18 protein-coding genes and 1 pseudogene are annotated in these 24,918 nt (G+C 71.1%); 7 read left to right on the top strand and 12 right to left on the bottom strand.

What is annotated here, in order from left to right; translation table 11 throughout:
* Positions 1-13: 13 nt before the first annotated feature.
* The gene (locus tag F3L20_RS14355) at positions 14-1,138 is read left to right on the top strand and encodes an ATP-binding protein (RefSeq protein ID WP_150154724.1); all 1,125 of its coding nucleotides are present in this window, start codon (positions 14-16) and stop codon (positions 1,136-1,138) included.
* A complete protein-coding gene (locus F3L20_RS14350) occupies positions 1,135-3,954 on the top strand; it encodes a DUF5682 family protein (protein WP_150154723.1) in 2,820 nt (939 codons plus the stop codon). Before F3L20_RS14355 ends, F3L20_RS14350 begins: the two co-directional genes overlap by 4 nt.
* 358 nt (positions 3,955-4,312) lie before the next feature.
* Here the strand turns inward: F3L20_RS14350 and F3L20_RS14345 are convergent, their stop codons facing one another.
* Positions 4,313-5,173, bottom strand: coding sequence for a helix-turn-helix transcriptional regulator (locus F3L20_RS14345; RefSeq protein WP_150154722.1), 861 nt, complete (start codon positions 5,171-5,173; stop codon positions 4,313-4,315).
* An 86-nt stretch (positions 5,174-5,259) separates the two neighbouring features.
* Here F3L20_RS14345 and F3L20_RS14340 point away from each other — a divergent pair, with 86 nt between their 5' ends.
* The gene (locus F3L20_RS14340; protein WP_150154721.1) at positions 5,260-6,021 is read left to right on the top strand and encodes an SDR family oxidoreductase; all 762 of its coding nucleotides are present in this window, start codon (positions 5,260-5,262) and stop codon (positions 6,019-6,021) included.
* 171 nt (positions 6,022-6,192) lie between these two features.
* Positions 6,193-6,402 (top strand): tautomerase family protein, encoded by a 210-nt coding sequence (locus tag F3L20_RS14335; RefSeq protein WP_150154720.1) that lies wholly within the window; start codon positions 6,193-6,195, stop codon positions 6,400-6,402.
* A gap of 53 nt (positions 6,403-6,455) precedes the next feature.
* On the opposite strand, the gene F3L20_RS14330 is transcribed toward F3L20_RS14335, so the two are convergent.
* The 5 genes from F3L20_RS14330 to fusA all read right to left on the bottom strand — a co-directional run bounded on the left by F3L20_RS14330 (position 6,456) and on the right by fusA (position 13,290).
* Positions 6,456-7,814 carry a GH1 family beta-glucosidase gene (locus F3L20_RS14330; RefSeq protein ID WP_206338895.1) on the bottom strand — a complete coding sequence of 453 codons (1,359 nt, stop codon included), beginning with the start codon at positions 7,812-7,814 and terminating at the stop codon, positions 6,456-6,458.
* A gap of 20 nt (positions 7,815-7,834) precedes the next feature.
* Positions 7,835-8,674: a carbohydrate ABC transporter permease gene (locus tag F3L20_RS14325; RefSeq protein ID WP_150157333.1), complete on the bottom strand. Its 840-nt coding sequence runs from the start codon at positions 8,672-8,674 to the stop codon at positions 7,835-7,837.
* A gap of 17 nt (positions 8,675-8,691) precedes the next feature.
* Positions 8,692-9,681 (bottom strand): carbohydrate ABC transporter permease, encoded by a 990-nt coding sequence (locus tag F3L20_RS14320; RefSeq protein WP_145826300.1) that lies wholly within the window; start codon positions 9,679-9,681, stop codon positions 8,692-8,694.
* Positions 9,682-9,695: 14 nt separating this feature from the next.
* The gene (locus F3L20_RS14315; RefSeq protein ID WP_150154718.1) at positions 9,696-11,012 is read right to left on the bottom strand and encodes an ABC transporter substrate-binding protein; all 1,317 of its coding nucleotides are present in this window, start codon (positions 11,010-11,012) and stop codon (positions 9,696-9,698) included.
* A 229-nt stretch (positions 11,013-11,241) separates the two neighbouring features.
* Positions 11,242-13,290, bottom strand: coding sequence for an elongation factor G (gene fusA / locus F3L20_RS14310; RefSeq protein WP_150154717.1), 2,049 nt, complete (start codon positions 13,288-13,290; stop codon positions 11,242-11,244).
* 420 nt (positions 13,291-13,710) lie between these two features.
* Here fusA and F3L20_RS14305 point away from each other — a divergent pair, with 420 nt between their 5' ends.
* Positions 13,711-15,120, top strand: a complete 1,410-nt coding sequence (locus F3L20_RS14305; RefSeq protein WP_150154716.1) for an MFS transporter — start codon at positions 13,711-13,713, stop codon at positions 15,118-15,120.
* A 204-nt stretch (positions 15,121-15,324) separates the two neighbouring features.
* Here the strand turns inward: F3L20_RS14305 and F3L20_RS14300 are convergent, their stop codons facing one another.
* Positions 15,325-16,596, bottom strand: coding sequence for a PQQ-binding-like beta-propeller repeat protein (locus F3L20_RS14300; RefSeq protein ID WP_150154715.1), 1,272 nt, complete (start codon positions 16,594-16,596; stop codon positions 15,325-15,327).
* Positions 16,597-16,936: 340 nt separating this feature from the next.
* On the opposite strand from F3L20_RS14300, the gene F3L20_RS14295 reads away from it, so the two are divergent.
* Both F3L20_RS14295 and F3L20_RS14290 read left to right on the top strand, forming a co-directional pair.
* A complete protein-coding gene (locus F3L20_RS14295; protein WP_150154714.1) occupies positions 16,937-18,043 on the top strand; it encodes a vWA domain-containing protein in 1,107 nt (368 codons plus the stop codon).
* A gap of 33 nt (positions 18,044-18,076) precedes the next feature.
* Positions 18,077-19,522: an SMI1/KNR4 family protein gene (locus F3L20_RS14290; protein WP_240810898.1), complete on the top strand. Its 1,446-nt coding sequence runs from the start codon at positions 18,077-18,079 to the stop codon at positions 19,520-19,522.
* Here F3L20_RS14290 and F3L20_RS34550 read toward each other — a convergent pair.
* The 5 genes and pseudogenes from F3L20_RS34550 to F3L20_RS14270 form a co-directional block, all read right to left on the bottom strand.
* Positions 19,474-19,854 carry a hypothetical protein gene (locus F3L20_RS34550; protein WP_240810982.1) on the bottom strand — a complete coding sequence of 127 codons (381 nt, stop codon included), beginning with the start codon at positions 19,852-19,854 and terminating at the stop codon, positions 19,474-19,476. The two genes, F3L20_RS14290 and F3L20_RS34550, sit on opposite strands and share 49 nt — an antisense overlap.
* A 26-nt stretch (positions 19,855-19,880) precedes the next feature.
* A pseudogene (locus tag F3L20_RS34545) lies at positions 19,881-20,060 on the bottom strand (DUF6461 domain-containing protein); the annotation flags it as partial.
* 133 nt (positions 20,061-20,193) lie between these two features.
* Entirely contained in the window at positions 20,194-21,666 is a 1,473-nt protein-coding gene (locus tag F3L20_RS14280; RefSeq protein ID WP_240810897.1) for a NucA/NucB deoxyribonuclease domain-containing protein, read from the bottom strand.
* A 216-nt stretch (positions 21,667-21,882) separates the two neighbouring features.
* Positions 21,883-22,920 (bottom strand): hypothetical protein, encoded by a 1,038-nt coding sequence (locus F3L20_RS14275; protein WP_150154713.1) that lies wholly within the window; start codon positions 22,918-22,920, stop codon positions 21,883-21,885.
* A gap of 32 nt (positions 22,921-22,952) precedes the next feature.
* Positions 22,953-24,911, bottom strand: coding sequence for a DNA/RNA non-specific endonuclease (locus F3L20_RS14270; protein WP_150154712.1), 1,959 nt, complete (start codon positions 24,909-24,911; stop codon positions 22,953-22,955).
* Between the last annotated feature and the right edge of the window lie 7 nt (positions 24,912-24,918).

Here is a 24,918-nt window from a genome sequence, read left to right as displayed (position 1 = left end):
AGGCTCATTCCTCATGTCCGAACTGCTGCGCGCTCCCGCCGAGATCAAGTACGCCGAGGAGCTCGACTGGCTGGAGTCGGTCGACGACAGCCCCAAGCCGTTCTCGTGGCGTCTGTCGCCCAAGATGGTGCGGCTGTTCATCCTCGGCTCCGAGCGGGCCGACGGACTGGACCGTGAGATCTCGCAGAAGTGGTTCGGTGACCGCAGCTTCGTGGAGCGGTCGATCGTCACCCTCGCCTCCGACCGCGGGCTGCTGCTCATCGGCGACCCGGGCACCGGCAAGAGCTGGCTGGCCGAGCTGCTGTCGGCGGCGATCTGCCGCAACTCGACCCTGGTCGTCCAGGGCACGGCCGGCACCACCGAGGACCACATCAAGTACTCGTGGAACGTGTCGATGGTGATCGCCAAGGGCCAGTCGCGTGAGTCGATGATCCCGTCGCCGATCATGACCGCGATGGAGGCCGGCGCCATCGGCCGCTTCGAGGAGCTGACGCGTTCCACCAGTGACGTGCAGGACGCGCTGATCTCGATCCTCTCCGAGAAGTACATCTCCGTTCCCGAACTGGAGAGCGGTGGCGGCGATGACAACATCGTGTTCGCCAAGCCCGGTTTCTCGATCATCGCCACCGCCAACAGCCGCGACCGGGGTGTCAACGACCTGTCGTCCGCGCTGAAGCGCCGTTTCAACTTCGTCCGCATCCCGGTGGTGACGAACAAGAAGAGCGAGGCGGAGATCGTCCGCTTCCGCACCGAGGAACTGCTGCGCCGCCACTCGATCGACCTGGACGTGCCGCCGACGCTGCTGGACGTGCTGCTGCAGAGCTTCGCCGATCTGCGGGCCTCCGCCGCGTCGGCCGGCAGCGACGACGAGAAGCTGGAGTCCGCGCTGTCGACGGCCGAGCAGATCGGTGTGCTGGAGGACGCGGTCCTGCACAGCAACTTCTTCGGCGAGCGCGCCCTCACCGCCCGCACCCTGGCATCCTCGCTGGTCGGGTCGCTGACCCGGCGCGAGCCGGAGGACCTGGCCATACTCAACAAGTACCTGCATGGGGTCGTCGAGCCCCGCAGCAAGGACGAGGGCGGGGCCTGGCCGGAGTTCCTCGAGGGCGGCCGCGACGCGATCGCCACCCTGTCGTGAGCGGGCCCCAGGGAAGCGGTGTGTTCACCGCGCTGCGTACACAACTGCAGGAGGCGGCGGCCGAGTTCGCCGGCGGACCCGACGCCCTGGAGGGCATCCTCCTGGGCCTGGTGGACGACGTCGACCGGGCGGTGCGTGAGCCGCTGGAGATCTTCCCCGTCTGCCACCACTCCCCCGCCTCCGCCCTGGCCATGGCCCGCCGGCTGCGGGAGAAGCAGCCCAAGGTCGTGTACCTGGAGCTGTGCGAGGACATGGCGCCGCTGCTGTCCGAGCTGCGCAACTGCCGGCTGCCGGTGGCGGTCCAGGCGTTCGCGGGCGAGATCGACGGCTTCCCCCAGGAGTGGGCCCCGCTGTCGGTCGTCGCACCGATCACCGAGGCGTCCGCCGAGTACCAGGCCATCGCCTACGCCCTGGACACCCCGGGCGTGGAACTGGTCCTGGTCGACCGCTCCTCCGACCACGTCTTCCAGTGGGACCGCGCCGACACCGCGGACACCGGGGGCACTTCAGAGGAGGAGGACACTCCCCAGGCCGAGGAGGCCGCGCTGCACGGCGAGGCGGTCGGCGTCGAGATCGGCGACCTGCGCCCCCGGTTCGCGGAGCTGGAGGAGCATCTGCTCCGCCACGGCAAGGTGCGGCACTGGTCGGAGTGGTGGCACCAGTACGTCGAGGTGCCGCTCGGGGACAGCGACCACGACACCTACCGCCAGGTGATGTTCCTCATCGGCAGCCTGTTCCGGCGGCTGGCGCCGGGCGACGGCGACCGCGTCCGGGTGGACGAGGACCGCGAGCGGTACATGTGGACGCGGATGCGCGAGCACCTGACGACGACGGGCGCGGACCCGGAGGACTGCCTGTACGTGTGCGGGGCGTTCCACGCGGCCAGCAGGGTGGAGGAGTTCGGCGTGCACGGCCGCTCGGGCGCGTTCACGATCTCCCCGCGCACGGCGACCACCTGGCAGTACGGCCTGATCCCGTCGAGTCACGCGGCGATCGAGGCGCAGTTCGGCCTGGCGGCCGGCTCGGTGTCGATAGCGGCGGCCCAGTGGCAGAAGAGTCTCAAGCGGACGAAGGTGCGGCCGTACCGGCTGGAGGGCCAGGCGGGGGCGCGGGCGTCCCGCGCGAAGAAGGCGCTGCCCGCCGCCACGTCCACTGCCGAAGCGCCGGCCACGGACCGGCTGTCCGGGTTCCTCCACCAGCCCCCCGTCCTGGACGGTCTGGACGAGGCGGAGTTGCTCGGCTGGTCCGTGGACATCGTGCGGGCGGCCCGGCGCAACGGGTACCTCGCCTCCACCGCCGACGCCATCGCCGTCTTCGAGACGTCGATCCTCCTCGCGGGCATGCGGGACCGGGCGAGGCCGACGCCGTACGACTTCCAGGACGCGGCGGTCACCTGCATCGAGAAGGACAGGGTGCCCGGGCGGCGGGACGTGCGCCGGCTCGTCGAGATCATGATGGGCGGCGACCGGATCGGGCAGGTGGGCTACGAGGCGCTGCCGCCGCTCGCCCGGGACGTGTACGACCGGCTGAAGCCGCTCGGGCTGAAGCTGCAACAGCGCGGTGTGCAGCGGGCGTTGCTGGACATCGCGGGCCGTCCGGAGCTCGAGGCGTGTTCCGACGTGCTGTGGATGCTGCGGCGGCTGATGCCGCAGGGCGCGGCCCGGCCGATCATGGGTGAGCGGCGACTGGGTGAGCGGTCGATCCAGGAGTCCTGGGACCTGGCCCTCGGTACCCATCAGCGGGCGCTCATCGAACTCGGCTACGAGGGCGTCAGCCTGGAACAGGTGCTGGAGCAGCGGCTGCGGCGCGAGGCGTACGGGCCGCGGGCGACGACGGCGGGGGTGCTGGCGGCCGTCGAGGACACCCTGCTGTACCTGCGCAGCGGGCGACTGGCGGACGAGCTGGGCACGCACGCGTTGAAGGTGCTGGCGGCGGAGCGCAGTGTCGACGGGGCGCCGGAGGTGCTGCGCCGGGCCCGGGCGCTGCTGGCGTACTACCGGACGAGCCGGCCGACGCTGCCCGCGTGGATCGAGTCGTTCGTCAAGACGGGGTACGCCCACTACTGCACGCTGCTGCCGACCGCGTTCCGGGACGAGGACGCGACGGTGGGGCAGGTCGCGGCGATGCTGGGCTTCCTGTTCAGCATGGAGAGCCTCGCGCTGTCGCTGGGCTGCGACCGTACGCAACTGGAGCTGGCGGTCGCCCAGTCCCACCCGGACGACCCGTCGAAGACGGCACTGCTATGGGCGGCACAGGTGCAGCTCGGCACCCTGTCGCGTACCGAACTGCGGTCCCGGTGCGACGCGTTGCTGGACAATCCGCTGGTGGTGCCCGCCTACCCGCGCTACCTCAACGGCTTCGTGCACGCGCTGGAGCCGGTGCCGGGGCTGGCGGACGTGGTGGTGGAGGCGGTGTCGAACGCCTTCGGGCGCCTGCCGGACACGGTGCTGCTCCCGTGGCTGCCGCTGCTGATCACCACCCTGCGCAAGGGCGCGGCGGACCTCGCCCCGCTGCTGATCCGCGAGGCGGGCCGGATCTTCCCGGGCCGGCTGCCGGCACTGGACGCGTGGGTGCCGCCGTGGCGGACGCCGCAGGAGGACCCGTTCGCGGCCTCCCGGGCCCGGCACGCGGCCACGGCACCCCGGGGAGCCACGCTGCTCGCCGCGCATCCGTCGGCGTGCGACGCGGTGGCGGGGCTGCTGGGGTGCGAGGAGGGCTGGGCGCCGACCGGCGACGCCGGTGCACCGGGCGCGGTGTTGACGGTCACGTATCCCGTCACGGCCGAGGCCATCGAGGCACTACTGGCCAGTGGCTGACATCGGAGGCTGGGCACCTGCACAACGGTGTCCAGCCTCGGGTGCACAAAGGTCCCCAGGTTCCTCCCGCGGGAACGCCGGATCGCTGCTCGGTATCCGTCCGAGGATTGCGCATGCGCCGCGCGGTTCGGCCAGGGAGACGGCACGCCAGGGACGCTGGAACTTCCCCCCAGGCAGCACGAAGTGACTCGTGCGGGTGGGGGCATGTCCTTTGTGACTCCACCGACTGGAGCGGAAGCCCGTCGGGCCGCGTTGACGATGTGGACGAGGTTACCCGGCAACAGGGAGAAGGGTGAGGTGGGCCGGCACAGGTCACGACGCCCGGACGTGCCGGAGCACCCCCGGTCGACCGGCCCCCTCACGCCCCGGACTCGACCACGTCCTGTGTGCCGAGGACCGCGAGCAGATCGAGGAGGTCCGCGCTGTCGGTGCCCAGGGCGGGGGTGAACCACAGCAGGCGCTGTCGGCCGTCCTCGCTGAACAGGTTCAGGCAGTTGACCTCCACGACCCCGAGGGCGGGGTGCCGGATCCGCTTGCGGTCGTCGCGGCGGAACGCCACGTCGTGGTCGGCCCAGAGGACGGCGAACTCCGGCGAGGCGTGCAGCAGGGTGCGGATCATCGAGGCGGCCTCGGTGTCCTTGGCGTCCCTGCGGGCGGCGGCCGCGCGGAGGTCGGCGACGAACGCCCGCGACTGGGTCGCGTGGTCGGCCTCCGGGTAGAGCAGGCGTGCGTCGGGCTCGGTGAACCAACGGTGGACGAAGCTCGCGCGCGGTCCGCGGAAGCCCGACTGGTCGCCGAGCAGTGCCACCGCGAGCCGGTTCTGCACGAGGGTGACGTGGAGGTCGGTGATGACCTGCGCGGGAGTGGACGGCATCCGCTGGAGCAGGTCGAGCATGCCGGGGTGGACGTGCGCGGTCACGCCGCCCGAGGCGGGCACGGGACGGTCCGCCAGCCGGTAGAGGTAGTCACGCTCGTCGGCGGTCAGCCGCAGCGCCCGGGCCAGGGCGGCGATCATCTGTTCCGACGGCTGGGAGCCGGCTCCGCGCTCGAGTTCGTTGTAGTAGTCCACCGATGCCCCGGCGAGCTGGGCGATCTCCTCCCGGCGCAGACCGGGCACCCGGCGCCGCGGGCCGGCGGGGAGACCCACGTCGGCCGGGCGGATGCGGTCCCGGCGCGACCGCAGGAACGCCCCGAGCTCGGTGTACTTCGCAGAACCCATGTGCACCATTCTGTGCCCGGCCGGGGCGCCGACCCAGGGGATGGCATCCCCTGGTTGCGCGGGCCGGGACCGCGCACCGTGGAGGCATGACTACGAATGACAGCCTTCGCACACCGGACCCCGGGCGGGTCGCCGTCGTCACCGGCGGTTCGCGCGGCATCGGCCACGCGGTGTCGCTCCAACTGGCCCGCGACGGTCTGGCGGTGGTGGTGAACTACGCCAGGGACGCGGCCTCGGCCGAGGAGACCGTGATGGCGATCACCGCCGACGGCGGGAGGGCGATCGCCGTGCGGGCGGACGTGGCGGACGAGCACGCGGTCGCCGCGCTGTTCGACCGGGCGGAGCAGGAGTTCGGCGGCGTGGACGTCGTGGTGAACGCCGCCGGCCGCCTCGTCCTGTCGCCCGTCGCCGACCTCGATCTGGCCGCCCTCGACGCGATGCACCGCACCAACATCCGCGGCGCCTTCGTGGTGGCCCAGCAGGCCGCGCGGCGGCTGCGGCCCGGCGGCTCCTTCCTGGGCGTGTCGACCTCCGTGGTCGGAGCACAGTTCCCCGCTTACGGCGCGTACGTGGCGAGCAAGGCCGCCGTCGAGTCGATCACCCTGATCCTCGCCCGCGAGCTGCGCGGCCGGGACATCACGGTGAACACCGTAGCCCCCGGCCCCACGGCCACCGACCTGTTCCTCGACGGCAAGACGCCGGAGGAGATCGACCGGCTCGCGAAGACCCCGCCGCTGGAGCGGCTGGGCACGCCCGAGGACATCGCCCGGGTCGCCGCCTTCCTCACCGGCCCGGCAGGGCACTGGGTGAACGGGCAGGTCGTGCGGGCCAACGGCGGAATGGTGTGAGCACCCGGCCGGCCGCCGGGCCGGCCATCCAAGACCCGCAGGCCGCCGGGGACCGACCGGCCACCCCAGCCCCGTCGGCCATCCAGGACCCTCCGGCGCCCCCTGAGAGCGTCCGTGCGGCGCCCGTACCGCGTTCGCAGCCTCCCCCAGAGCTACCAAGGAGTACCACTCATGCCTTTCGCCCACTTCAAGGTCCCCGCCGACACCCTCGGCCCCGACGACAAGAGGAAGATCGTCGAGCGCACCACCGACCTGTACGCCGAGATCTACGGTGAACGCGCCCGCGCCACCACCGTAGTGCTCGTCGACGAGGTCGCCGACGGAGGCTGGGGCGTAGGCGGTCACGTCCTCACGGCCGCCCTGCTCAACGGCGACGCCTGACCCGCGGCCGCCGGCGGGCACGGACCCTGCCCGCGCCCACCGGCGCCACAGCCTCACGCCGCCTTCCGCACCCGCTCCCCGTGCCCCCGGACGATGTCCGCGTACCGGTGTCCGGAGCCCTTGATCGTGCGGGCCTGGGTGGCGTAGTCGACGTGGACCAGGCCGAAGCGCTTGTCGTAGCCGTACGCCCACTCGAAGTTGTCCAGCAGGGACCAGGCGAAGTAGCCGGCCAGCGGGGCGCCCTTGCGGGCGGCGGAGGCACAGGCGGCCACATGCCGGGTGAGGTAGTCCTGGCGCTCGGGGTCGTCGACGGTGCCGTCGGGGCGGACGACGTCCGGGAAGGCGGAGCCGTTCTCGGTGACGTAGAGCTTGCGGGCGCCGTACTCCTCGGTGAGCCGCAGGAGCAGGGCCTCGATGCCGTTCGCGTCGATCTCCCAGTCCATGCCGGTGCGGGGCACGCCGTCGCGGCGCACGAAGGCGGCGCGGGGGGCCGGGCCGTCAGGGTCGTCGGCGACCACCTGTGGGAAGTAGTAGTTGAGGCCGAGCCAGTCGAGCGGGGCCGCGATGGTCTCCAGGTCGCCGGGGCGTTCGGGGAGGTCGACGCCGTAGACCTCGCGCATGTCCTCGGGGAAGCCGCGGCCGTGGACCGGGTCGAGCCACCAGCGGTTGGTGTGGCCGTCCATGCGGACGGCGGCGGCGCGGTCCTCGGGGCTGTCGCTCGCCGCGTGGATGGTGGAGAGGTTGTTGACGATGCCGACCTGGGCGCCGGGGGCCGCGGCGCGGATGGCGCGGGCGGCCAGGCCGTGGCCGAGCAGCAGGTGGTAGGAGGCGCGGACGGCGGCCGTCAGGTCGGTCCAGCCGGGGGCCATCTTGCCCTCGAGGTGGCCGATCCAGGCGGAGCACAGGGGTTCGTTGAGGGTGGCCCAGTGGTGGACGCGGTCGCCGAGGCGTTCGGCGACGGCGGAGGCGTACGCGGCGAAGTGCTCGGCGGTGTCGCGTTCGGGCCAGCCGCCGCGGTCCTGGAGGACCTGGGGCAGGTCCCAGTGGTAGAGGGTGACCGACGGGGTGATGCCGGCGTCGAGCAGGCCGTCGACCAGCCGGTCGTAGAAGGCGAGGCCCTTGGCGTTGACCGGGCCGTCGCCGCCGGGCACCACGCGCGGCCAGGCGACGGACAGCCGGTAGGCGTTGGTGCCGAGGCGGCGCATCAGGCCGATGTCCTCGCGCCAGCGGTGGTAGTGGTCGCAGGCGGTGTCGCCGTGGTCGTCGTTGTCGATGCGGCCGGGGGTGTGCGAGAAGGTGTCCCAGATCGACGGAGAACGGCCGTCCTCCGCCACGGCGCCCTCGATCTGGTAGGCCGAGGTGGCCGTGCCCCACAGGAAGTCGTCGGGGAGGGCGGCGTAGTCGATGGTCACGACAGTCCTTTCGGGGTGGGTCACTTGACGGCTCCCGCCGTGAGGCCGGCGACGAGGTAGCGCTGCAGGAGGAGGAATCCGGCGACCACGGGGACGCTCACCACGAGGGAGGCGGCCATGATCTGGTTCCAGTACACGTCGTTGAGGGTGGAGTAGCCCTGGAGGCCGACCGCCAGGGTGCGGGTGGTGTCGTTGGTCATCACGGACGCGAAGAGGACCTCGCCCCAGGCGGTCATGAAGGCGTAGACGGCGACCGCGACGATGCCGGGCACGGCCGCCGGGACGACGACGCGGAACAGCGCGCCGAGCGGGCCGCAGCCGTCCACGAGCGCCGCCTCGTCCAGGTCGCGCGGCACCGAGTCGAAGTAGCCGATCAGCATCCAGATGGAGAACGGCAGGGAGAAGGTCAGGTACGTCAGGATCAGGCCGCCGCGGGAGCCGAACAGGGCGATGCCGGTGGCGTTGCCGATGTTGACGTAGATGAGGAACAGCGGGAGCAGGAACAGGATCCCGGGGAACATCTGCGTCGACAGCACGGTCACCGTGAAGACCCGCTTGCCGCGGAAGGAGTAGCGGCTGACGGCGTACGCGGAGAACACCGCGATCACCACCGAGCACACGGTCGCCGCGCCCGCCACGATCAGCGAGTTCACGAAGTAGCGGCCGAGCGGGACGGTGGACCAGATGTCGATGTACGGGCGGACGGTCAGCTCGGTCGGCAGCCAGCGGAATGCGCCGGTGACGTCGGCGAGCGGCTTCAGCGAGCTGGACACCATGACGTACACCGGGACCAGCACGAAGCCGGTGAGCAGGGTGAGGAAGATCCGCCGTGACCAGAGGAACGAGCGGGGCGGGGCCATCGGGGACCGGGGCAGGCTCATGAGGCGGTCCTCCGTCCGCGTGAGGTGAGGGCGAGGTAGACGCCCGTGACGACGAGCAGGAACAGCAGGAGCAGCACGGACATCGCGGATCCGGCGCCGAAGTTCCAGGTGACGAAGGACGCCTGGTAGATGTGCACGGAGATGAGGTCGGCGGCCTCGGGCGCGCTCCTGCCGAAGAGGACGTACGGGGTGTTGAAGTCGTTGAACGTCCACAGGAACAGGACGAGCACCAGGACCTGGTTGACCGGGCGGAGCGACGGCAGGGTGATGCGGCGGATCTGCTGGATCATGCCGGCGCCGTCGAGGGCGGCTGCCTCGTACAGCTCGCGCGGGATGTTCTGCAGTCCGGCCATCACGATGAGGAAGGCGAACGGCCAGCCCTTCCACACCGACACGGTCAGCAGCGCGACGAAGCTGTTGTCGCCGATCAGCCAGAAGGAGGGCTTGTCGGTGATGCCGAGCTGGTCGTGCAGGACGTGGTTCACCAGGCCGTTGTCGTGCTGGAACATGAACACCCAGGTGATGACGGCCGCGTAGACCGGCAGGGCGTACGGCACCAGGAACAGGGCGCGCAGCAGGCCGCGGCCGCGGAAGGTGTCCTGCATGTAGACGGCGGCGGCCGTGCCGATCAGCCAGCACAGGCCGACGGACAGCAGGGTGAAGGCGATCGTGACGAGGAACGAGTGGAGCAGGGCCTTGCCGACGGGGGCGTCGAAGTCGACCGACACCGCGTAGTTGTCGAGGCCCGCCCAGGGGGCGGTGCTCCAGTCGCGGATGTAGAACTGGGTGAGTTCCTTGAAGCTCATCACGATGCCGATGACCATCGGCACCAGGTGAACGAGGAGTTCGAGGAGCAGGGCGGGCAGGAGCAGCAGGTAGGGCAGTCCGATGCGGCGGAGCCGCCCGGTGCGGCGGCGGGGGCCGCGCGCCGCACCGGGGGGACTCTTGCGCACGGCGGCCTGAGCTGCGGGGGCAGTGGCAGTCATGGCGGTGTCGGGGCTCACTTCGTGGGCATCTGCTGCTGCGCCTTGGTGAGCGCGGCCTTCACCGAGTCGGTGGTCACGGGCCGGCCGGCGGCGGCGTCGGCGAACAGTTCCTTGACGGCGGTGCCGACGGCGGTTTCGAACTGGGACTCGTCGGGCACCTGCGGCAGGGCGACGGCGCTCTTGGCGAGGGTGTCCTTGAGGACGGAGTTGGACGGGGAGTTGAAGGCGGGGTCCTCCTGGGCGGCCTTGACCGGCGGGATGGAGCTGTAGGCGGTGTTGAGGATCTTCTGCTCGGCGTCGCTGGTCATGAACTTCACGAACTCACTGGCGCCGTCGAGGTTGTCGGTGTTCTTGAAGACGGCGAGGTTGATGCCGGCGACCATGGAGTTGACCTGCTTGCCGGCGCCGGGGGTGCCGGACTGCACGGGCACCGGGGCGATGCCGTAGGCGTCCTCGCTCATGCCCTGGGACTTCAGGTTGGCGGAGGCGGACTGCCACAGCAGCATGCCCGTCTTGCCCTTGGCGAAGTCACTGACCGACTGGTTCTGCGCGTACTCGGCGTTGCCCGGGGCGATGATCTTGTCCTTCGCCATGAGGTCGACGTACTGCTTGACCGCTGCGACCGCGCCGTCGCTCGTGAAGTCGGGCTTGCCGTCGGCGGTGAAGAAGCCGGCGCCGTGCTGCTTGGCGAAGACGAAGGCGTGGTGGATGTTCTCGGAGGGGTTGGAGCCCTCCATGCCTATGCCCCACTTGCCGTCCTTGGACAGCTTCTTGCCGGCGGCGACCAGTTCGTCCCAGGTGGCGGGCGGGGCGTCGATGCCCGCGTCGGCGAACATCTGCTTGTTGTAGTAGAGGGCGTAGGCCATGGAGTAGAGCGGGACGGCGGCCGGATCCTGCCCCTCGGCGCCGGTGGAGCCGAGCGCGGAGTCGACGAAACGGTCCTTGCCGCCGATCTTGTCGAACTGCGCCTTGTCCCAGGGCAGGAGGGCGCCGGTCGCCTGGAGCGAGGCGGACCAGGTGTTGCCGATGTTCAGCACGTCCGGGCCCTGGCCGGAGGTGGTGGCGGTGAGGATGCGGTTCAGCAGGTCGGACCAGGGCACGACCTCCAGCTTGACCTTGATGCCGGTCTGCTTCTCGAACTTGTCGAGTTCGGGCTGAAGGACCTTCTTGTCGACCTCGATGCTGGCGCCCTGGTTGGAGGCCCAGTAGGTGAGTTCCTTCGGCGAGTCGTTGGACCCGCCGCCCGTGCTCGAACCGCCTCCGCAGGCCGAGGCGGCGAGTGCGAGAGACAGCATGACGGCGCCTGTGGCCGCGGCTCGGATACTGCGCATGGCTCCAGTTGTCCCTTTCCGGGGGCGTGAGGCGGCGCGTTTCTCTACGCGCACGGCACCGCCTCACGGCTTAATTTAGGACGTGAGTTAAACCTTCCGCGGGCGCCGCGTCAAGGGTTTGGACAGCGCGCGGTACGGGCAGGCGCCCTCGCTTCCGTCGTCCGCCGCCGGCGGCCCCTCCCCGCCGGGACGACGGGGAGGGGCCGCCGCGCACGCGCGCTACCGAGAGCTACCGCGCGGTGGCGGGCGCCGGCGCCGGCGCGTAGCCGGTGGGCCGGCTGGTGAAGGTGCCGCGGCCCTGGGTGCGGCTGCGCAACCGCGTCGCGTAGCCGAAGAGTTCGGCCAGCGGCACGGTCGCGGTGACGACCGCCGCGCCCGCGCGGGTGACCGAGCCGCCGACCCGGCCGCGGCGCGCGGCCAGGTCACCGAGCACGGAGCCCACCGCGTCCTGCGGAACGGTGACCGTGACCTCGGCGACCGGCTCCAGCAGCACCATCGCGCACGCCCGCAGGGCGTCCCGCAGTCCGAGCCGGCCCGCGGTGCGGAAGGCGGTGTCCGAGGAGTCCTTGACGTGCGTCGACCCGTCGGTGAGCGTGACCCGCAGACCCGTCACCGGGTGACCGCCCAACGGCCCCTCGGTCAGCGCGTCCCGGCAGCCGGCCTCGACGGCGCGGACGTACTCCTGCGGCACCCGGCCGCCGATGACCGTCGAACGGAACTCGAAGCCACGCTCCGCGTCGTCCAGCGGCTCGACGTCGAGCACGACGTGCGCGAACTGGCCCGCGCCGCCGTCCTGTTTGACGTGCCGGTACACGAACCCCGACACACCGCGGCCCACGGTCTCCCGGTGGCTGACGCGGGGCCGGCCGACGGCGACACCCAGTCCGTGGTCGCTCCGCAGGCGCTCGACCGCGACCTCCAGGTGCAGTTCGCCCATGCCGGACAGCACCGTCTGTCCCGTCTCGGCGTCGGTACGCACGACCAGCGAGGGGTCCTCCTCGGCGAGCCGGGCCAGCGCCTGCGTCAGACGGCCGGTGTCGGTGCTCCGCAGCGCCTCGACCGCGACCGAGACGACGGGTTCGGCGACACCGGGCGGCTCCAGCACCAGCGGGGCGTCCGGCGAGCACAGCGTGGCACCGGCGCGGGCGCACTTCAGTCCGACCACGGCGACGATGTCACCGGCGACGGCACGGTCCAGCCGCGCGTGCCGGTCGGCCCGGACGCGCAGGATGCGGCCGACGCGCTCGGTGCGGCCGGTGGTGGCGTCCCGCACGGTGTCCCCCTTTTCGACGGTGCCGGAATAGACGCGCAGGTAGGTGAGCCGTCCGGTGGCGGTCGCGTTCACCTTGAACGCGAGCGCGGCCAGCGGCGCCTCCGGGTCGGCGGCCCGCTCCTGCTCGGTGCCGTCGTGCGTGCCGCGTACCGCCGGCACGTCCAGCGGTGACGGCAGATAGGCGAGGACGGCGTCCAGCAGCGGTTCGACCCCGCGGTTGCGGTAGGCCGAGCCGCACAGCACGACCACGGCCTCACCGCGGGCCGTCAGGTCCCGCAGGGCCGCCGTGAGCGTCCCGGTGCCGAGCGCGCCCGTGTCGCAGAACTCCTCCAGCGCGGCCGGGTGCAGCTCCGCCACGGCCTCCTCCAGCAGTCGGCGCCTGCGCTGCGCCTCCTCGCGCAGTGCGTCCGGCACCGGCTCCGGGTCGCGGGCCTCGCCGTCGTCGGTCCAGGTCAGGGTGCGCATGCCGAGCAGGTCGACGACCCCGGTGAAGGCGTCCTCGGCCCCGACCGGCAGCTGTACGGCCAGCGGCACCGGGTGCAGCCGGTCCCGGATGGAGGCGACGGCTGCGTCGAGATCGGCGCCGGCCCGGTCCATCTTGTTGACGAACGCGATGCGCGGGACGCCGTGCCGGTCCGCCTGCCGCCACACCGACTCGCTCTGCGGCTCCACGCCGGCGACCGCGTCGAACACGGCGACGGCGCCGTCGAGGACGCGCAGGGAGCGCTCCACCTCGTCGGCGAAGTCGACGTGGCCCGGGGTGTCGATGAGGTTGATCCGGTGACCGTTCCAGGAGCAGCTCACGGCGGCGGAGAAGATGGTGATGCCGCGGTCGCGCTCCTGCGGGTCGAAGTCGGTGACGGTGGTGCCGTCGTGCACCTCGCCGCGCTTGTGGGTGGTGCCGGTGGCGTAGAGGATCCGCTCGGTGACGGTGGTCTTGCCGGCGTCGACGTGGGCGAGGATGCCGAGGTTGCGGACGACGGCGAGTGGGTCGGTGGTGCGCATGGCCCGTGGCCTTTCGGAGGGAACCGGAGAAGGGCAGCGCGATCTCCCCCGGCGCACGGCGCGGGGCACCCCTCGTCGGAGGGGTCGGGGCGGACGTGCGTCAGGGCATCCGGTACCGGCCGCGCAGCGGGCACCGGGCGGCCGGAGACACCAGGATCACCACGGTCCGGCGGGACCGGGAACGGGGAGCGGCGGCAGCGGTGTGGTCACGCATGGCCCTGACTCCCCTCCCTGGTCGGTGCGCGCGGCCCGGAAGCGGGCGGCGCCTGCCCGCCGAGTGTAGGGAGACGGGATCCCGCGGCGCCACGTATTTTCCGCGCCCAGGTCAGACCGTATTCGTCTCACATCCTGGTACGTCGTTCCTGAGGCATGAGACTTCTGTCAGGGTGGAGTGATCGTTCCCCGTGGAAAGACCGTGAAATGCCCGCACCAACCACCAGTCCGGCCCCGGCTCCCGTCAACTCGCGTTCGCGCGTACTCATCGCCAGCCTCATCGGCACGACGATCGAGTTCTACGACTTCTACATCTACGCGACCGCCGCCGTTCTGGTCTTCCCCACGCTCTTCTTCCCCAGCAGCGACCCCACCACCGCGCTGCTGTCGTCGTTCGCCGTGTTCGGTGCCGCGATGGTCGCCCGCCCGATCGGCGCGGTGGTCTTCGGACACCTCGGTGACCGGCTCGGGCGCAAGGGAACGCTCGTGGCGTCCCTCCTCACCATGGGCATCGCCACGTTCCTCATCGGTGTCCTGCCCACCTACGCGCAGGCCGGCTGGGTCGCGACCGCGCTGCTGGTGCTGATGCGGCTGGCGCAGGGCTTCGCGCTCGGCGGCGAGTGGAGCGGCGCGGCCCTGGTCGCCACCGAGAACGCCCCGAAGGGCAAGCGCGCCCTGTACGGCACGTTCCCGCAACTGGGCGCCCCGCTGGGGTTCATCATCGGCAACGGCCTGTTCCTCGCCATCGGCGCACTGCTGCCGTCCGCGGCCGGCGCCGACCCCTCCAAGCCGTCCGAGGCCTTCCTGAACTGGGGCTGGCGCATCCCGTTCCTGTTCTCCGCGGTGATGGTCGCGATCGGCCTGTGGGTGCGGATGCGCCTGGTCGAAGCGCCGGTGTTCGCCAAGACGCGCGAGGCGGGGCTGGTGCGCAAGCTGCCGCTGGCGACGGTCTTCCGCAACCACTGGAAGCAGCTGGTCCTCGGCACGTTCTTCATGCTGGCGACGTACGTGCTCTTCTACCTGATGACGACGTTCTCGCTGAGCTACGGCCGTACGGCGGAGGACGCCGACGTGCCGGGGCTGGGCTACGACTACACGACGTTCGTGCTGATGATGATCTTCGGTGTGCTGTTCTTCGCCGTGTTCACCCTGATCTCCGGCCCGCTCGCCGACCGGTACGGCCGGCGCGCCACGCTGATCGCGGTCACCGCCGGGATCCTGGTGTTCGGGCTGGTCTGGGTGCCGCTGATCGGCCTGGGCACGGTGGGCGTGGTGCTGTGGCTGGTGTTCGGCTTCACGCTGATGGGCATGACCTTCGGCCCGATGGGCGCGCTGCTGCCGGAACTGTTCCCGACGAGCGTGCGCTACACGGGCTCCGGCATCTCCTACAACGTCAGCTCGATCCTCGGCGCGGCCGTCGCCCCCTTCATAGCGGTGGCCCTGTGGGAGACCGGCGACGGCTCGCCCTGGCTGGTCGGCGTCTACCTGTCCTCGATGGCGCTGCTGACGCTGGTGGCGCTGGTGCTCGGACGGGAGACGAAGGACGTGGGTCTGGACGAGGGCGAGGCGGCCGAGACAACGGCCCGTGAGGAGGCCGCTGTTACCGCGGCTCCCTGAGGTTGCCTGAACCGCAGCGCTGAGGCCCTCCGCGTCCGACGACCGGACGCGGAGGGCTTCTGCGTACCGTTCACCTGCGGCGCGTCGGCATCAGGAACGTCAGCAGTGACCCGACAGGCCGGAGTCCCCTGGCCGCCACTCCGACACCGTGATGATCGGCCACCTCTGAGCGCACCTCACCCGCCCACCCGGCCGGCCCGTTCCTCACACCGGTATGGCGTGCAGTGCGGTGCCGTGGAGGGCGAAGACGCGCTCGCCGTCGGTGGCCGCCAGCCATGCGTGGTGGTCACCGCTGCCGTCGTTGAACGTCCAGCGCACGTCACCGGTCTTCGCGTCCATGGCGATGATGCCGCCCTTCGTGTCCAGGTCCGTGGCACCGAAGAGGGTGTCCCCCACCTTGACGTACTGGCGCGGCACCTGGAGTCCCGCGTCGGCGAGGGACGTCGACCGCCAGAGGATCTTGCCCGTTCGCGGGTCGACGGCCCGCAACGTCCGTGCGCCGTCGGCGACGTAGAGAACGTCCTCCAGCACGGCCGGCTCCTTGAAGGGGTCGAACTCCGAGGATTTCAGGCTCCACTTCTCCGTGCCGTCGGAGAGGCCGAAGGCCTGAAGGACGTTCCCTTGCGGGACGACGACCAGGTCCTCGTGCACGGCGAAGAAGCCGTAGTTCGTCTTCGCCGTCTTCCGTGTCCACACCTGGCCGCCGGTGGCGGTGTCGCGGACGGTGAGGTTCTTCCTGAAGTCGGTGTAGACGAGGTGGCGGCCGCGGACGGCGGCGTGGATGCCGTTCTGCACGGTGCCCAGGTCGCGCTGTTCCTTCCAGGCGATCCTGCCGGTGGTGCTGTCGAGGGCCGCGATGACGTTCGTCTTCGACGAGCCGTCGTCCTCGAGGATCTCGGCGATGACGTACACCTGCGTCCCGTCCACCGCGATGGGCCGCGGCTGCCGGTAGCCCTGCCCCAGACGGCTGCGCCAGGTCTCCTTGCCCGAGGCGGGGTCGTATCCGGTGACGGTGCCGTCGTACCGACTGCCGGCCAGGTACAGCGTGTCGTTGCCGAGCAGCAGGGGTGCGCCGGGGACCACGCCGCCCGGCAGGGACCACTTCTGCCTGCCGGTCGCGGTGTCGAGGGCCACCAGCGGGCTGCCGCTGGCGAGCACCACCCCGCCGGCGACCACGAGTTCGTCGTTGTCGCCGTACGTCTCCGCGGACGTCGTCCTCGTCCACAGCGGCTTCGGTGCCGTGCCGTCCCCGCTCGTGGCCCCGTCGCGGGGCTTCTTCTCGTCGCCCTTCGGCTGCTCGCCGCCGGCGCTTCCGGGGTCCTCGGCCTCCACCGCGCCGTCGTCGCAACCGACCGTACCGGCGGTCAGGGCGGCCAGTGTGAGACCTCCGGCGGCCAACCGCAGCAGACGCCGGCGTGAGGAGAACCCCGGCTCCCCCGACGTGTCGTCGCCCGTTGTGCTGTTTCGCTCGGCCATTCGCCGTACCCCCGTGAAGCGTCAGGAACATGAACGGGCCGGGCACGCCGTACCGAACACATGGACGTGCGCCCCGGTGACCTGGAACGTTAGCCCGGCTCCAGCGACGCCCCCACCGCAAGATCCCGACCGGGACAGCACCGTGAAGCAATCGAGACGTGCCAGGCACACCCCCCGAGCCGCGGAAACCGCAGCTCGGCCCGGTTGTCAGTGCCCCTCCCTAAGGTGAAGCCATCATCTGGACGGACCAGGATCCATCCGGGGGCTCACGCCTCGGACGGGCACGTCCGCCTGCGGAAAAGGGCGTTGGGGAGCTCCCCGGCGGCTGAGGGGGAAAGGGATGGACGCGATGAGCGCCACGGTGAAGGACCGGCTCAAGAAGCACTTCGTGAACCACGTCGCTCTCGTCATCGACAAGTCCGGTTCGATGCGAGGCCACTCCGAACAACTCGTGCGTGTGGTCGACGAGTTCGTGAAGGGGCTGGCGGAGGAGTCCGACCGGCTCGGCCACGAGACCCGGATCAGCCTCTACGCCTTCGACCACCTGGTGGAGAACCTGGTGTGGGACATGGATGTCAAGCACCTGCCGTCCATGCGGGGCCTGTACACCGTCGAGAACGGCGCGACGGCACTGATCCAGGCGTCGGTGAAGGCGCTCGACGACCTCGGTCACATCTGGGAGGAGTACGGCGAGCACAGCTTCCTCCAGGTCGTCGTCACCGACGGCGAGGAGAACGCCTCCGGCGCCGACACGACCGGCGCGCGCCACGACCTCCTGCCCGACGGCCGCGCCGTCCTGGACGAGTGGCGCGGCCGCATCGCGGACAAGATGAACACCCTGCCGGACCACTGGACCTCGGCCATCATGGTGCCGAACTCGCTGGCCAAGCGCACCGCCCAGCAGTACGGCTTCCCGACGGGCAACATCTCGATCTGGGACGCCGACTCCGACCAGGGTGTCGAGGAGGCCATCGGTGCCGTCAAGTCGGCCGCCACGAGGTTCCTGCGGGACCGCGAGCAGGGCGTGCGCGGCACCAGGAACCTGTTCGCGATGGGCCAGGACCTCAGCGCGGCGGACGTGAAGTCCAGCCTCCAGGCCCTGGGCGCCGGCAAGTACGTGCTGATCCCGGTGGACCGGCCGACGTCGATCCGCGACTTCGTCACCAGCGCCGGGCATCCGTACAGGACCGGCTGCGCCTTCTACGAGCTGTCCAAGCGGGAGAAGATCCAGGCCCGCAAGCAGATAGCGGTGGCGGAGAAGGACCCGGCCACCGGCCGCACGACCGGGAAGGTGTTCACCGGTCCCGCCGCCCGTCAGCTCCTCGGCCTGCCGTCGACGGAGGTCACGGTGACACCGGGGAGCAACGAGGCCTACACGGTGTTCGTCCAGTCGACCTCGGTCAACCGCAAGCTGGTCTCGGGGACCAAGCTGCTCGTCCTGCTGTAGCCGTCACCATCCCTCATACTTCGGAGACCTCCCTTGTCCTCGCTCCATGACCTCACCACCTGGCAGCCCCTGCTGCGCCTACTGCACGCCGCGCACGCGGACACGCTCGCCGCGCCCGGCGGGCACGTGTCGGGGCAGATCAGCCCCGGTGCCTGGAGTGTTCCCCTCCCATACCGGCCCCCGCAGCCGGGGCATGCCTCACTGGTCTCGGACAACCAGGACGAGTTCGACGCCGTGGGCCTGATCACCGAGGCGCTCATGAAGGACGGGAGCGACGGGGTCTCCTTCGTCGTGGAGGCCTCCTCCACACCCGGAGGTCTCCGGCTGCACCTGATCGAACCGAGCACCTCCGCCGAGCCGGGCATCGCGACCGCCCACCCGGGCACGCTCCTGCTCGTGGACGGGGCACTGCCCGAGCCGGTGCGCCGCCTGCCCGATCCGGTACCGGACGCGGTGCCGGCCGCGTCCGCGGACGTGGAACTGCTGCAGCGCACTCTCCGTGAACGGCTCCCGCACGCGGTGGGCGCCACCGAGGAGGAGATCGCGGCGGCCGAGCTGCGTCTGGGCGTGCCGCTGCCGCCCGAACTGAGGGCTCTCTACCAGGTCGTCCGGGGCCGGCACGAGGACTGGGACGACCTCCGGGACCCGTACGACATCATCGGCTGCGAGCTGTTCCCCCTCGGCGAGCTGTACGTCGCCGACGCGGCGTCCCGGGAGGTGATGTGGCAGTTCGGCGCCATGGAGGCGGTCGAGACGGGCCCTGAGGATTCCGTGCAGCAGCTCGTCGGTTCGCCGGGCTGGATCGTCTTCGGTGACAACGGGGGCGGGGACCGTATCGCCGTCGACCTCACACCGGGGCCGGACGGGCATGTGGGACAGGTGATCATCATCGGCCACGAGGGCAACGTCGGTGCCGGGCTGGTCGCGGACTCCCTCACCGACATGGTCGTCCACCGTCACTTCGGCGGCAGGCCGGTGCCGAGGGTCGAACGGCCCCCGCTCGTCGCCCACGTCAATCATGTCTCCGTTCCCGGCGTCGAGGCCGCCGCCCACCCCGGTCTGGAGGTCCTCAGCATCGGGGTGTGGAAGAAGGAGCCCCTCAGCCTCGCCCCCGTGTTGGGCCTGCCGCGTCTGCGGACCCTCTGTGCGTACGAGGGGACTCTCGCCGATCCGTGCGAGATATCCCGTCTCACCCACCTCGAGTATCTGCGCCTCCCGCCCGCGGAGTGGCGCGTCCTCCTCGATGCGGGAGCGGTGCCCGCCGGGCTCCTCGCCGCGGGCATCGAGGCCCGTCGGCAGGACAACCCGCTGCGGATCATCGCCCTCGCCGACGAGATCCTCGCCCTCCACGGCCGGCCCCCGCTCACCGGGTCACGGTGCTGGAGGTCGCGGCCTCTTGAGGGCCCGACCGGTGGGGGACGGCCTGGGGCCTACAGGATCTCGACGGCGCCCGGCGGGACCGGGCCCTCACCCGCGTAGGTGTCACCTCGTGGTGCGGTCGGGGCGTCGTCCTCCGCGACGGTCAGGGTGGGCCAGGGCCCGGCCAGGGTCGCGTCGTCCAGGGTGAGGCCGAGGTGGTCGAGGACGAGGGACACCACGGGGGCCATTCCGGAGCCCTCACGCTCGGCCAGGGCTTCCCGAACCCTGTCCCACCAAGGGCCGGGAGGTGCGGACGGGGGCTGGTCCAGGCCGGGTTCGAAGTTCTCCAGGCACCGGCCGTCGCGCCAGTGCTGGAAGACGGCCAGGCCCTCGACGGACAGAACGCTGTAGGTCTCGGTGCCCGGGACAGCGCGGCGAGGAGTTCGGGCCAAGAGCCGATGACACCGTCCTCCTCGACGCAGAACGTCCAGTCGCCGAGCCTCCCGGACCGCAGGAGCGACACCGCCCCGGCAGCGAACTGGCCGGTGGGGAGGTCTGACGCGGCGTCCGCGTCGAGCATGCGGGAACGGGCCGGGTCGGCGCCGTAGCGGGTGAACACCTCGGCGGGGTCCAGGTCCCGGGTGAAGGTGACGCACATCTGGTCACCCGCCCAGTCGAACGCGTCCGTCGTCATGTTCTGCCTCCGTTCTGTGTACCGGCGCCGTATGCCGGATCGTGACTGCCGGGCCCCCGCGCGGCACAACGCGGGGGCCCGGTTCATCGTGCCCTGTTCAGGCGGTGAACTCGATGCGGAACGGGTCGTCCGTCACCAGGCGCTGGTACTTGCGCAGGGAGCCGAGGACACCGCCGGCGGAGCTGTTGGCGCGCTGGGTTATGTGCAGCCGCAGACAGGTCTCCGTGCCGGTGGCCGGTCGGTTGGCCCAGGTCGCGGGTGCGGACCACACGTTGTTGACGACCTGCGGGGTCAGTTCGGCACAGAGGGTGCCGTCCTGACCGCCCTCCTTGGTGCTGGCCGGCGGGAACTCGTCGCAGCTGTCCGCTCCTCGGGTGCTGGGGTACAGGTTGGTGAACGGGGTGCAGGTGGCGTTGCGGTTGACTGTCGCCTGGGCCAGGTCGACGGCGTGCAGGATGTCGGTACCGCGGCGCCGCATGATCTCCTCGTAGATCGGGACGACGATCCCGTACTTCTCGTGCGCGCGCGAATAGCTGAGGACGGGCAGGTCGTTCGTGGGGATGACGCACCCGCGCAGCCGGGGCTGCTCGGCGTCACAGCGGATCTCCCCGCCCGCGGGGCTGGACCAGGTGGCACTGGAGTCGACCGGAGTGGCGCCCGGCATCGTCACGTACATCGCGTAGTTGGTCCGGAAGGAGACGCGGGTCTTGCCCGTGGCGAAGGGGTCGCCGCGGTACTTGGTCTTTCCGGTGACCTCCTGGTCGTACCCCAGCGTGGTGGCGTACCAGGGCTGCTTGGTCACCGGCGTGCAGCCGGTGCCGCAGCCGACCTGCATGCGCAGGGTGAGACTCTGCACGTCGCCGGTGACGCGGATCACCTTGGCGGTGATCGTCTCGGTGACGTCCAGGGATTTGTAGGACGTGCTGAGGGTCGAGTTGACGGCTATCAGGCCGCTCCCGATCTCCGCGCCCCTCGAGTCGAGGAGCTTGTACGTGACCTCGGCGCCGTTCAGGCACATGCCGCCGGTGCGGCTCCACGTCCAGGTGCCGGGGTTGGTGACCTGGCAGGTGGCGGCCGGAGGTTCGGGGTCGTCGGCGTCGGGTTCGAACTCGGTGCCGAGGCCGTCGCCGGCCGGGTCGTCGGCGTCGTCCGCCGCGGCGGCCAGGCTCCGGGCGCCCGCGGTGCCCTCGTCGGCGTGCGTGGTCGGGGAACCCGCGGGGGCGACGGCGTCCCGCCCGGCCGGGGCGGACGTCGCCCGGGTGCGGGGCACGGTGCCCGCTTCGGTGGTGCCGCTCTTCACGCTCACGCATGCCGTGGCGGCCTCGGGCGCCGCCGGGTGCGTACCGCCCAGAACCGAGGCGCAGGACTCCCCCGCGGTGAAGGGTGCGGTCTGCAAGGTCGCCGCGGGGGCCGCCGGATCGACCGGAGCAGGGACGACGGCGGGACTCGCGGAGCCGGACGCGTCGCGGTCCGGGGCTTCGCTGGCGTTCGCCGTGCCGACGGCCGTGAGGCTCAGCGTGAGGGAGAGCGCGAGGACGGGCAGTACACGTCTGGTACGTCGTGAGGACATGTCTTCTCTCTGGTGTCGGTGGATTCCGGGCAGGGGCAACGGCCACCGCCGGCTCGTGGAGGGACCCGTACCGTTCGCCGCTCCGCCGCCGGGGCGAACGCGGGTTCGCGCTAAGGGAGTTCCTGGCGGACGACTACCGCAGGTCCCGGTGCGGCCCCGACCGCATGGCGTCGGCAGCCGATGCGGGCCTGCTCGAAGCGGGCACGCCGAAGACGCTTACGGGACCATTTCGATGTGGGGGTGGGACGGGTCGGCCGGGCAGACATGGAGCTGCAGGTTGTAGCCGCCGACGATGTCGATCAGGGTGTAGCGACCGTCCCGGGCTCCCAGGGGAGGCGGGGACGTGTCCGCCGGGTCCTCCTCGGCGATCCAGGTACCGCTGCCGCCGTCCCACTCCGAGGAGGCGAGGGTGAGAAGCGGGACCTGCTCGGTTCCGCATGCGGGGCAGGGGCGGGGCTTGGGATCGGTGAGGCTCCAGCGGGTCCAGCCGCCGGTCTTCCAGCCGGGGGCGGTGGAGAGGTTGTTCAGGTACAGCTCGCCCGGGTCGTCCGCGTACGTGGTGTACAGCTCGGGGTCGATCGACTCCCAACGGCTCTCGTCCTCCAGTTGGTCCTGCAGTTCCTCGTCCAGCTCCGAGGGGTTGGGGTACTCGGTGACCTGCTCCGGTGAGAACAGGCACGGCTCCGGGAGGTAGCAGTCCCGTTGGACGACGGGCGGCTCGGGCGGTGCGTCGAGAACGTGGGTGACGGTGGCGGAGGAGCGCCAGAAGAGGGCCGTCCGGGGGTGGGCCGTCTCGTGGTCGAAGGGGCACCAGAGCACCTGAAGGAGGTCCGCCTCAGGCGGGCGCGGGAAGGGGACGTCGCGGGCGTAGAGCTGGGCGACGGGGAGGAGAGGGATCGGGCCGTCGAACCACGGGCGGTTCGCGAGCCGCTCCCAGGTGGCCCGTTCCTCGGGAGTCCACTGGGGTGCCTCGGGGTCGAGGCGCCGCCGCTCGGCAGCCGCGGCGCGGTCGCGACGGAGGAGCCGGACGTCGTCCGGTGTGTGGACCACCGGCTCCGCGCGGCTGTCGTGCGGTTCGTCGCAGTACGGCCACGGCTCGTCGGCGGGCCACAGCAGCGGCCCGCCGACGGAACTGTCGTGCACGGTCGGCGACCCCGGCCGCGGGTGCAGCCGGGTCGCCATGCGCGCCAACGGGGCCAGCTGGGGGAAGAGCGCGGTGATGTCGAACGGCCGCGGTGGGGTGGTGAAGCTCATGCCGGCTCCCGTTGGCGAGAACTGAGTGGGGGTCAGTTACCGAGGTTGTACAACCCGGTGTTCGCGTAGGTGTTGGTGACGTAGACGCTGGGGAACAGTTCCTCGCTCGACCCGTTCGCCCGCTGGATGGTAGCGCTCATCGTGACGCCCACCGGGATGGTGCTGTTCGCGTCCTTGTAGACGGGAGTCACCTGGTAGAAGATCGCGTCGCTCGTTCCGAGAACCCGACGGGGATCGTTGCCCTTGACCAGGTCCTCCGCCATCTTTTCGTAGGTTCGCATGCTGGGCGAGCCCGTGTTCATCCCGACCTGCCAGCAAGGGACGAGGTTGAACCGGGTGCGCTTGCTCGTGCCCTTCCCGCCGAGGACCTTCGGGACGAGATGACACCGGGCCTGGTCGTAGGGGAGATTGTTCGCCTTCGCATACTCCACCGCGTCCTTCATGCCGGTGACGGGGTTGCTGGTGTCGGTACCCTCCTTGATGTTGAGCCCGATGCATGCCAGCGCCCGGGTCGTCCTGAATCCGCTGCCGCCCGCCGGGTCACTCTTGTTGACAAGGGGAACCGGCTCTTTGGCCATGGAGAACCAGCCGTCGCCGTTGGGCAGCGAGTCGCCCGGCGTCGGGTCGTTCAGGCAGTCGGCATGCGGGCCGGTGTCCGGCAACGAGAACGTCAGCTCGAACTGGTCGGCGTCGATCACCCGCTGGTCCCTGAAACCGTCCGCGAGCTGGGCGTCGGCGAACTGCTTCTCAGCGGGCGTGACATGGGCCTGCACGCACGGTGAGGCCGGGTCCAGGACGTGGGCGTCGTTCAGGACGTAGGTGTCCCATTCGCCGTTGCCGAGGTTGGGGATCACCTGGACGCACTTGTCGCCCGGGGCACCGCCCTCCTTCGCCTCCCCGAAGGGGAAGTCGGCGCAGGAGTCGGCGTCGACGAGTTCCGGCTCGGCCGTGAAGCCGCCGCAGGTGGCGGCGGTCCGGTTGGCCACGCCGCTCGTCGACCGGGTCAGCGGGCTGCCCTTCTTCCCCCAGGCTCCGCTGAGGTTCTTCTGGGCCCACGCGTAGGAGGCGACGGCGCCACCCGCGTCCGAGGCCGTCGCCTTCATCGACAGCTCGGGCAGGACCGACGGAACCGCGCAGCCCGCCAACGAGCTGCCCCCGACCGCGTCGTCGCAGCGGATGGTGCGCGGGTTGTCCCACGAGGCGTTCGGGTCCACGGCGGTGGCGCCGGGGGACGTCACGTACATCTTGTATCCCGTGGTGAACGACACGGCGGTACCCGCCGCCGGGGACGAGCTGTACTTGACGGCTCCGCTCAGGTTCCCGCCGACGACGATGTCGCTCTTGTACCACGGGGCTGTCGTGGTGGCCCTGCAGCCGGCTGTGCATGAGGCACGGAACTTGGCGTCGAGGGCCGGCACCGCGGGGCTGCCACTGATCATGGTGACGTCGACCTGCTCGCTCCAGGTCGTGGCCTGGGCGGACAGCGTGGCGCTGGTGGAGACCTGCAGGACGCCGCGGCCCAGTTCCGCGCCGTTGGTGTCGCGGAGGATGTAGGTGACGTGGATGCCGGTCACGCAGTACGAGAAGCGCCCGTAGCTGTAGGTGCCGGGGCTGGTGATGTCGCAGCTGCCCACCGGGGCGGCCGCGAGGGAGGAGGCGGGACCGGTGCGGGTCCTCGCCGTCGCGGGGGCGGTGACGGGGGCGGGGGTGACCGTCACGCAGGACTCGACGGCACCCGCGCGGCGTTCCTTGGAGCCGGGCGCGGTGGCGGCGCACTCCTCACCGGAGCCGGCCGCGAACCCACTGGTTTGGGTGGTCTTCGCGCCGGGCGCGGGGGACTTGGTGGTGGTCGGGGCCTTCACCGTCGCCGGCGGCTCGGCCGCCCGGCTCGTCGCGGCCGTGGGAAGGACGAGGGCCAGGGCGGTGAGGAAGGTCAGGGCCGTCGAGCGGGCGCGTCTTCGGGGGACGCGCCCTCGGCGTATTCCGTGCATAGGGCAG

This window comes from Streptomyces tendae (assembly GCF_008632955.1).
Taxonomy (GTDB): domain Bacteria; phylum Actinomycetota; class Actinomycetes; order Streptomycetales; family Streptomycetaceae; genus Streptomyces.
The sequence above is the reverse complement of the archived record's forward strand: the minus strand, read 5'-3'. Positions and strand labels throughout refer to the sequence as shown.

What these genes read in the sequence shown, in the direction of transcription:
- F3L20_RS14355 (WP_150154724.1), top strand. Translation starts at nt 14, where the DNA reads ATGTCCGAACTGCTGCGCGCTCCCGCCGAGATCAAGTACGCCGAGGAG.
- F3L20_RS14345 (WP_150154722.1), bottom strand. Translation starts at nt 5,173, where the DNA reads ATGGGTTCTGCGAAGTACACCGAGCTCGGGGCGTTCCTGCGGTCGCGC.
- F3L20_RS14340 (WP_150154721.1), top strand. Translation starts at nt 5,260, where the DNA reads ATGACTACGAATGACAGCCTTCGCACACCGGACCCCGGGCGGGTCGCC.
- F3L20_RS14335 (WP_150154720.1), top strand. Translation starts at nt 6,193, where the DNA reads ATGCCTTTCGCCCACTTCAAGGTCCCCGCCGACACCCTCGGCCCCGAC.
- F3L20_RS14325 (WP_150157333.1), bottom strand. Translation starts at nt 8,674, where the DNA reads ATGGCCCCGCCCCGCTCGTTCCTCTGGTCACGGCGGATCTTCCTCACC.
- F3L20_RS14320 (WP_145826300.1), bottom strand. Translation starts at nt 9,681, where the DNA reads ATGACTGCCACTGCCCCCGCAGCTCAGGCCGCCGTGCGCAAGAGTCCC.
- F3L20_RS14315 (WP_150154718.1), bottom strand. Translation starts at nt 11,012, where the DNA reads ATGCGCAGTATCCGAGCCGCGGCCACAGGCGCCGTCATGCTGTCTCTC.
- fusA (WP_150154717.1), bottom strand. Translation starts at nt 13,290, where the DNA reads ATGCGCACCACCGACCCACTCGCCGTCGTCCGCAACCTCGGCATCCTC.
- F3L20_RS14305 (WP_150154716.1), top strand. Translation starts at nt 13,711, where the DNA reads ATGCCCGCACCAACCACCAGTCCGGCCCCGGCTCCCGTCAACTCGCGT.
- F3L20_RS14300 (WP_150154715.1), bottom strand. Translation starts at nt 16,596, where the DNA reads ATGGCCGAGCGAAACAGCACAACGGGCGACGACACGTCGGGGGAGCCG.
- F3L20_RS14295 (WP_150154714.1), top strand. Translation starts at nt 16,937, where the DNA reads ATGGACGCGATGAGCGCCACGGTGAAGGACCGGCTCAAGAAGCACTTC.
- F3L20_RS14280 (WP_240810897.1), bottom strand. Translation starts at nt 21,666, where the DNA reads ATGTCCTCACGACGTACCAGACGTGTACTGCCCGTCCTCGCGCTCTCC.
- F3L20_RS14275 (WP_150154713.1), bottom strand. Translation starts at nt 22,920, where the DNA reads ATGAGCTTCACCACCCCACCGCGGCCGTTCGACATCACCGCGCTCTTC.
- F3L20_RS14270 (WP_150154712.1), bottom strand. Translation starts at nt 24,911, where the DNA reads ATGCACGGAATACGCCGAGGGCGCGTCCCCCGAAGACGCGCCCGCTCG.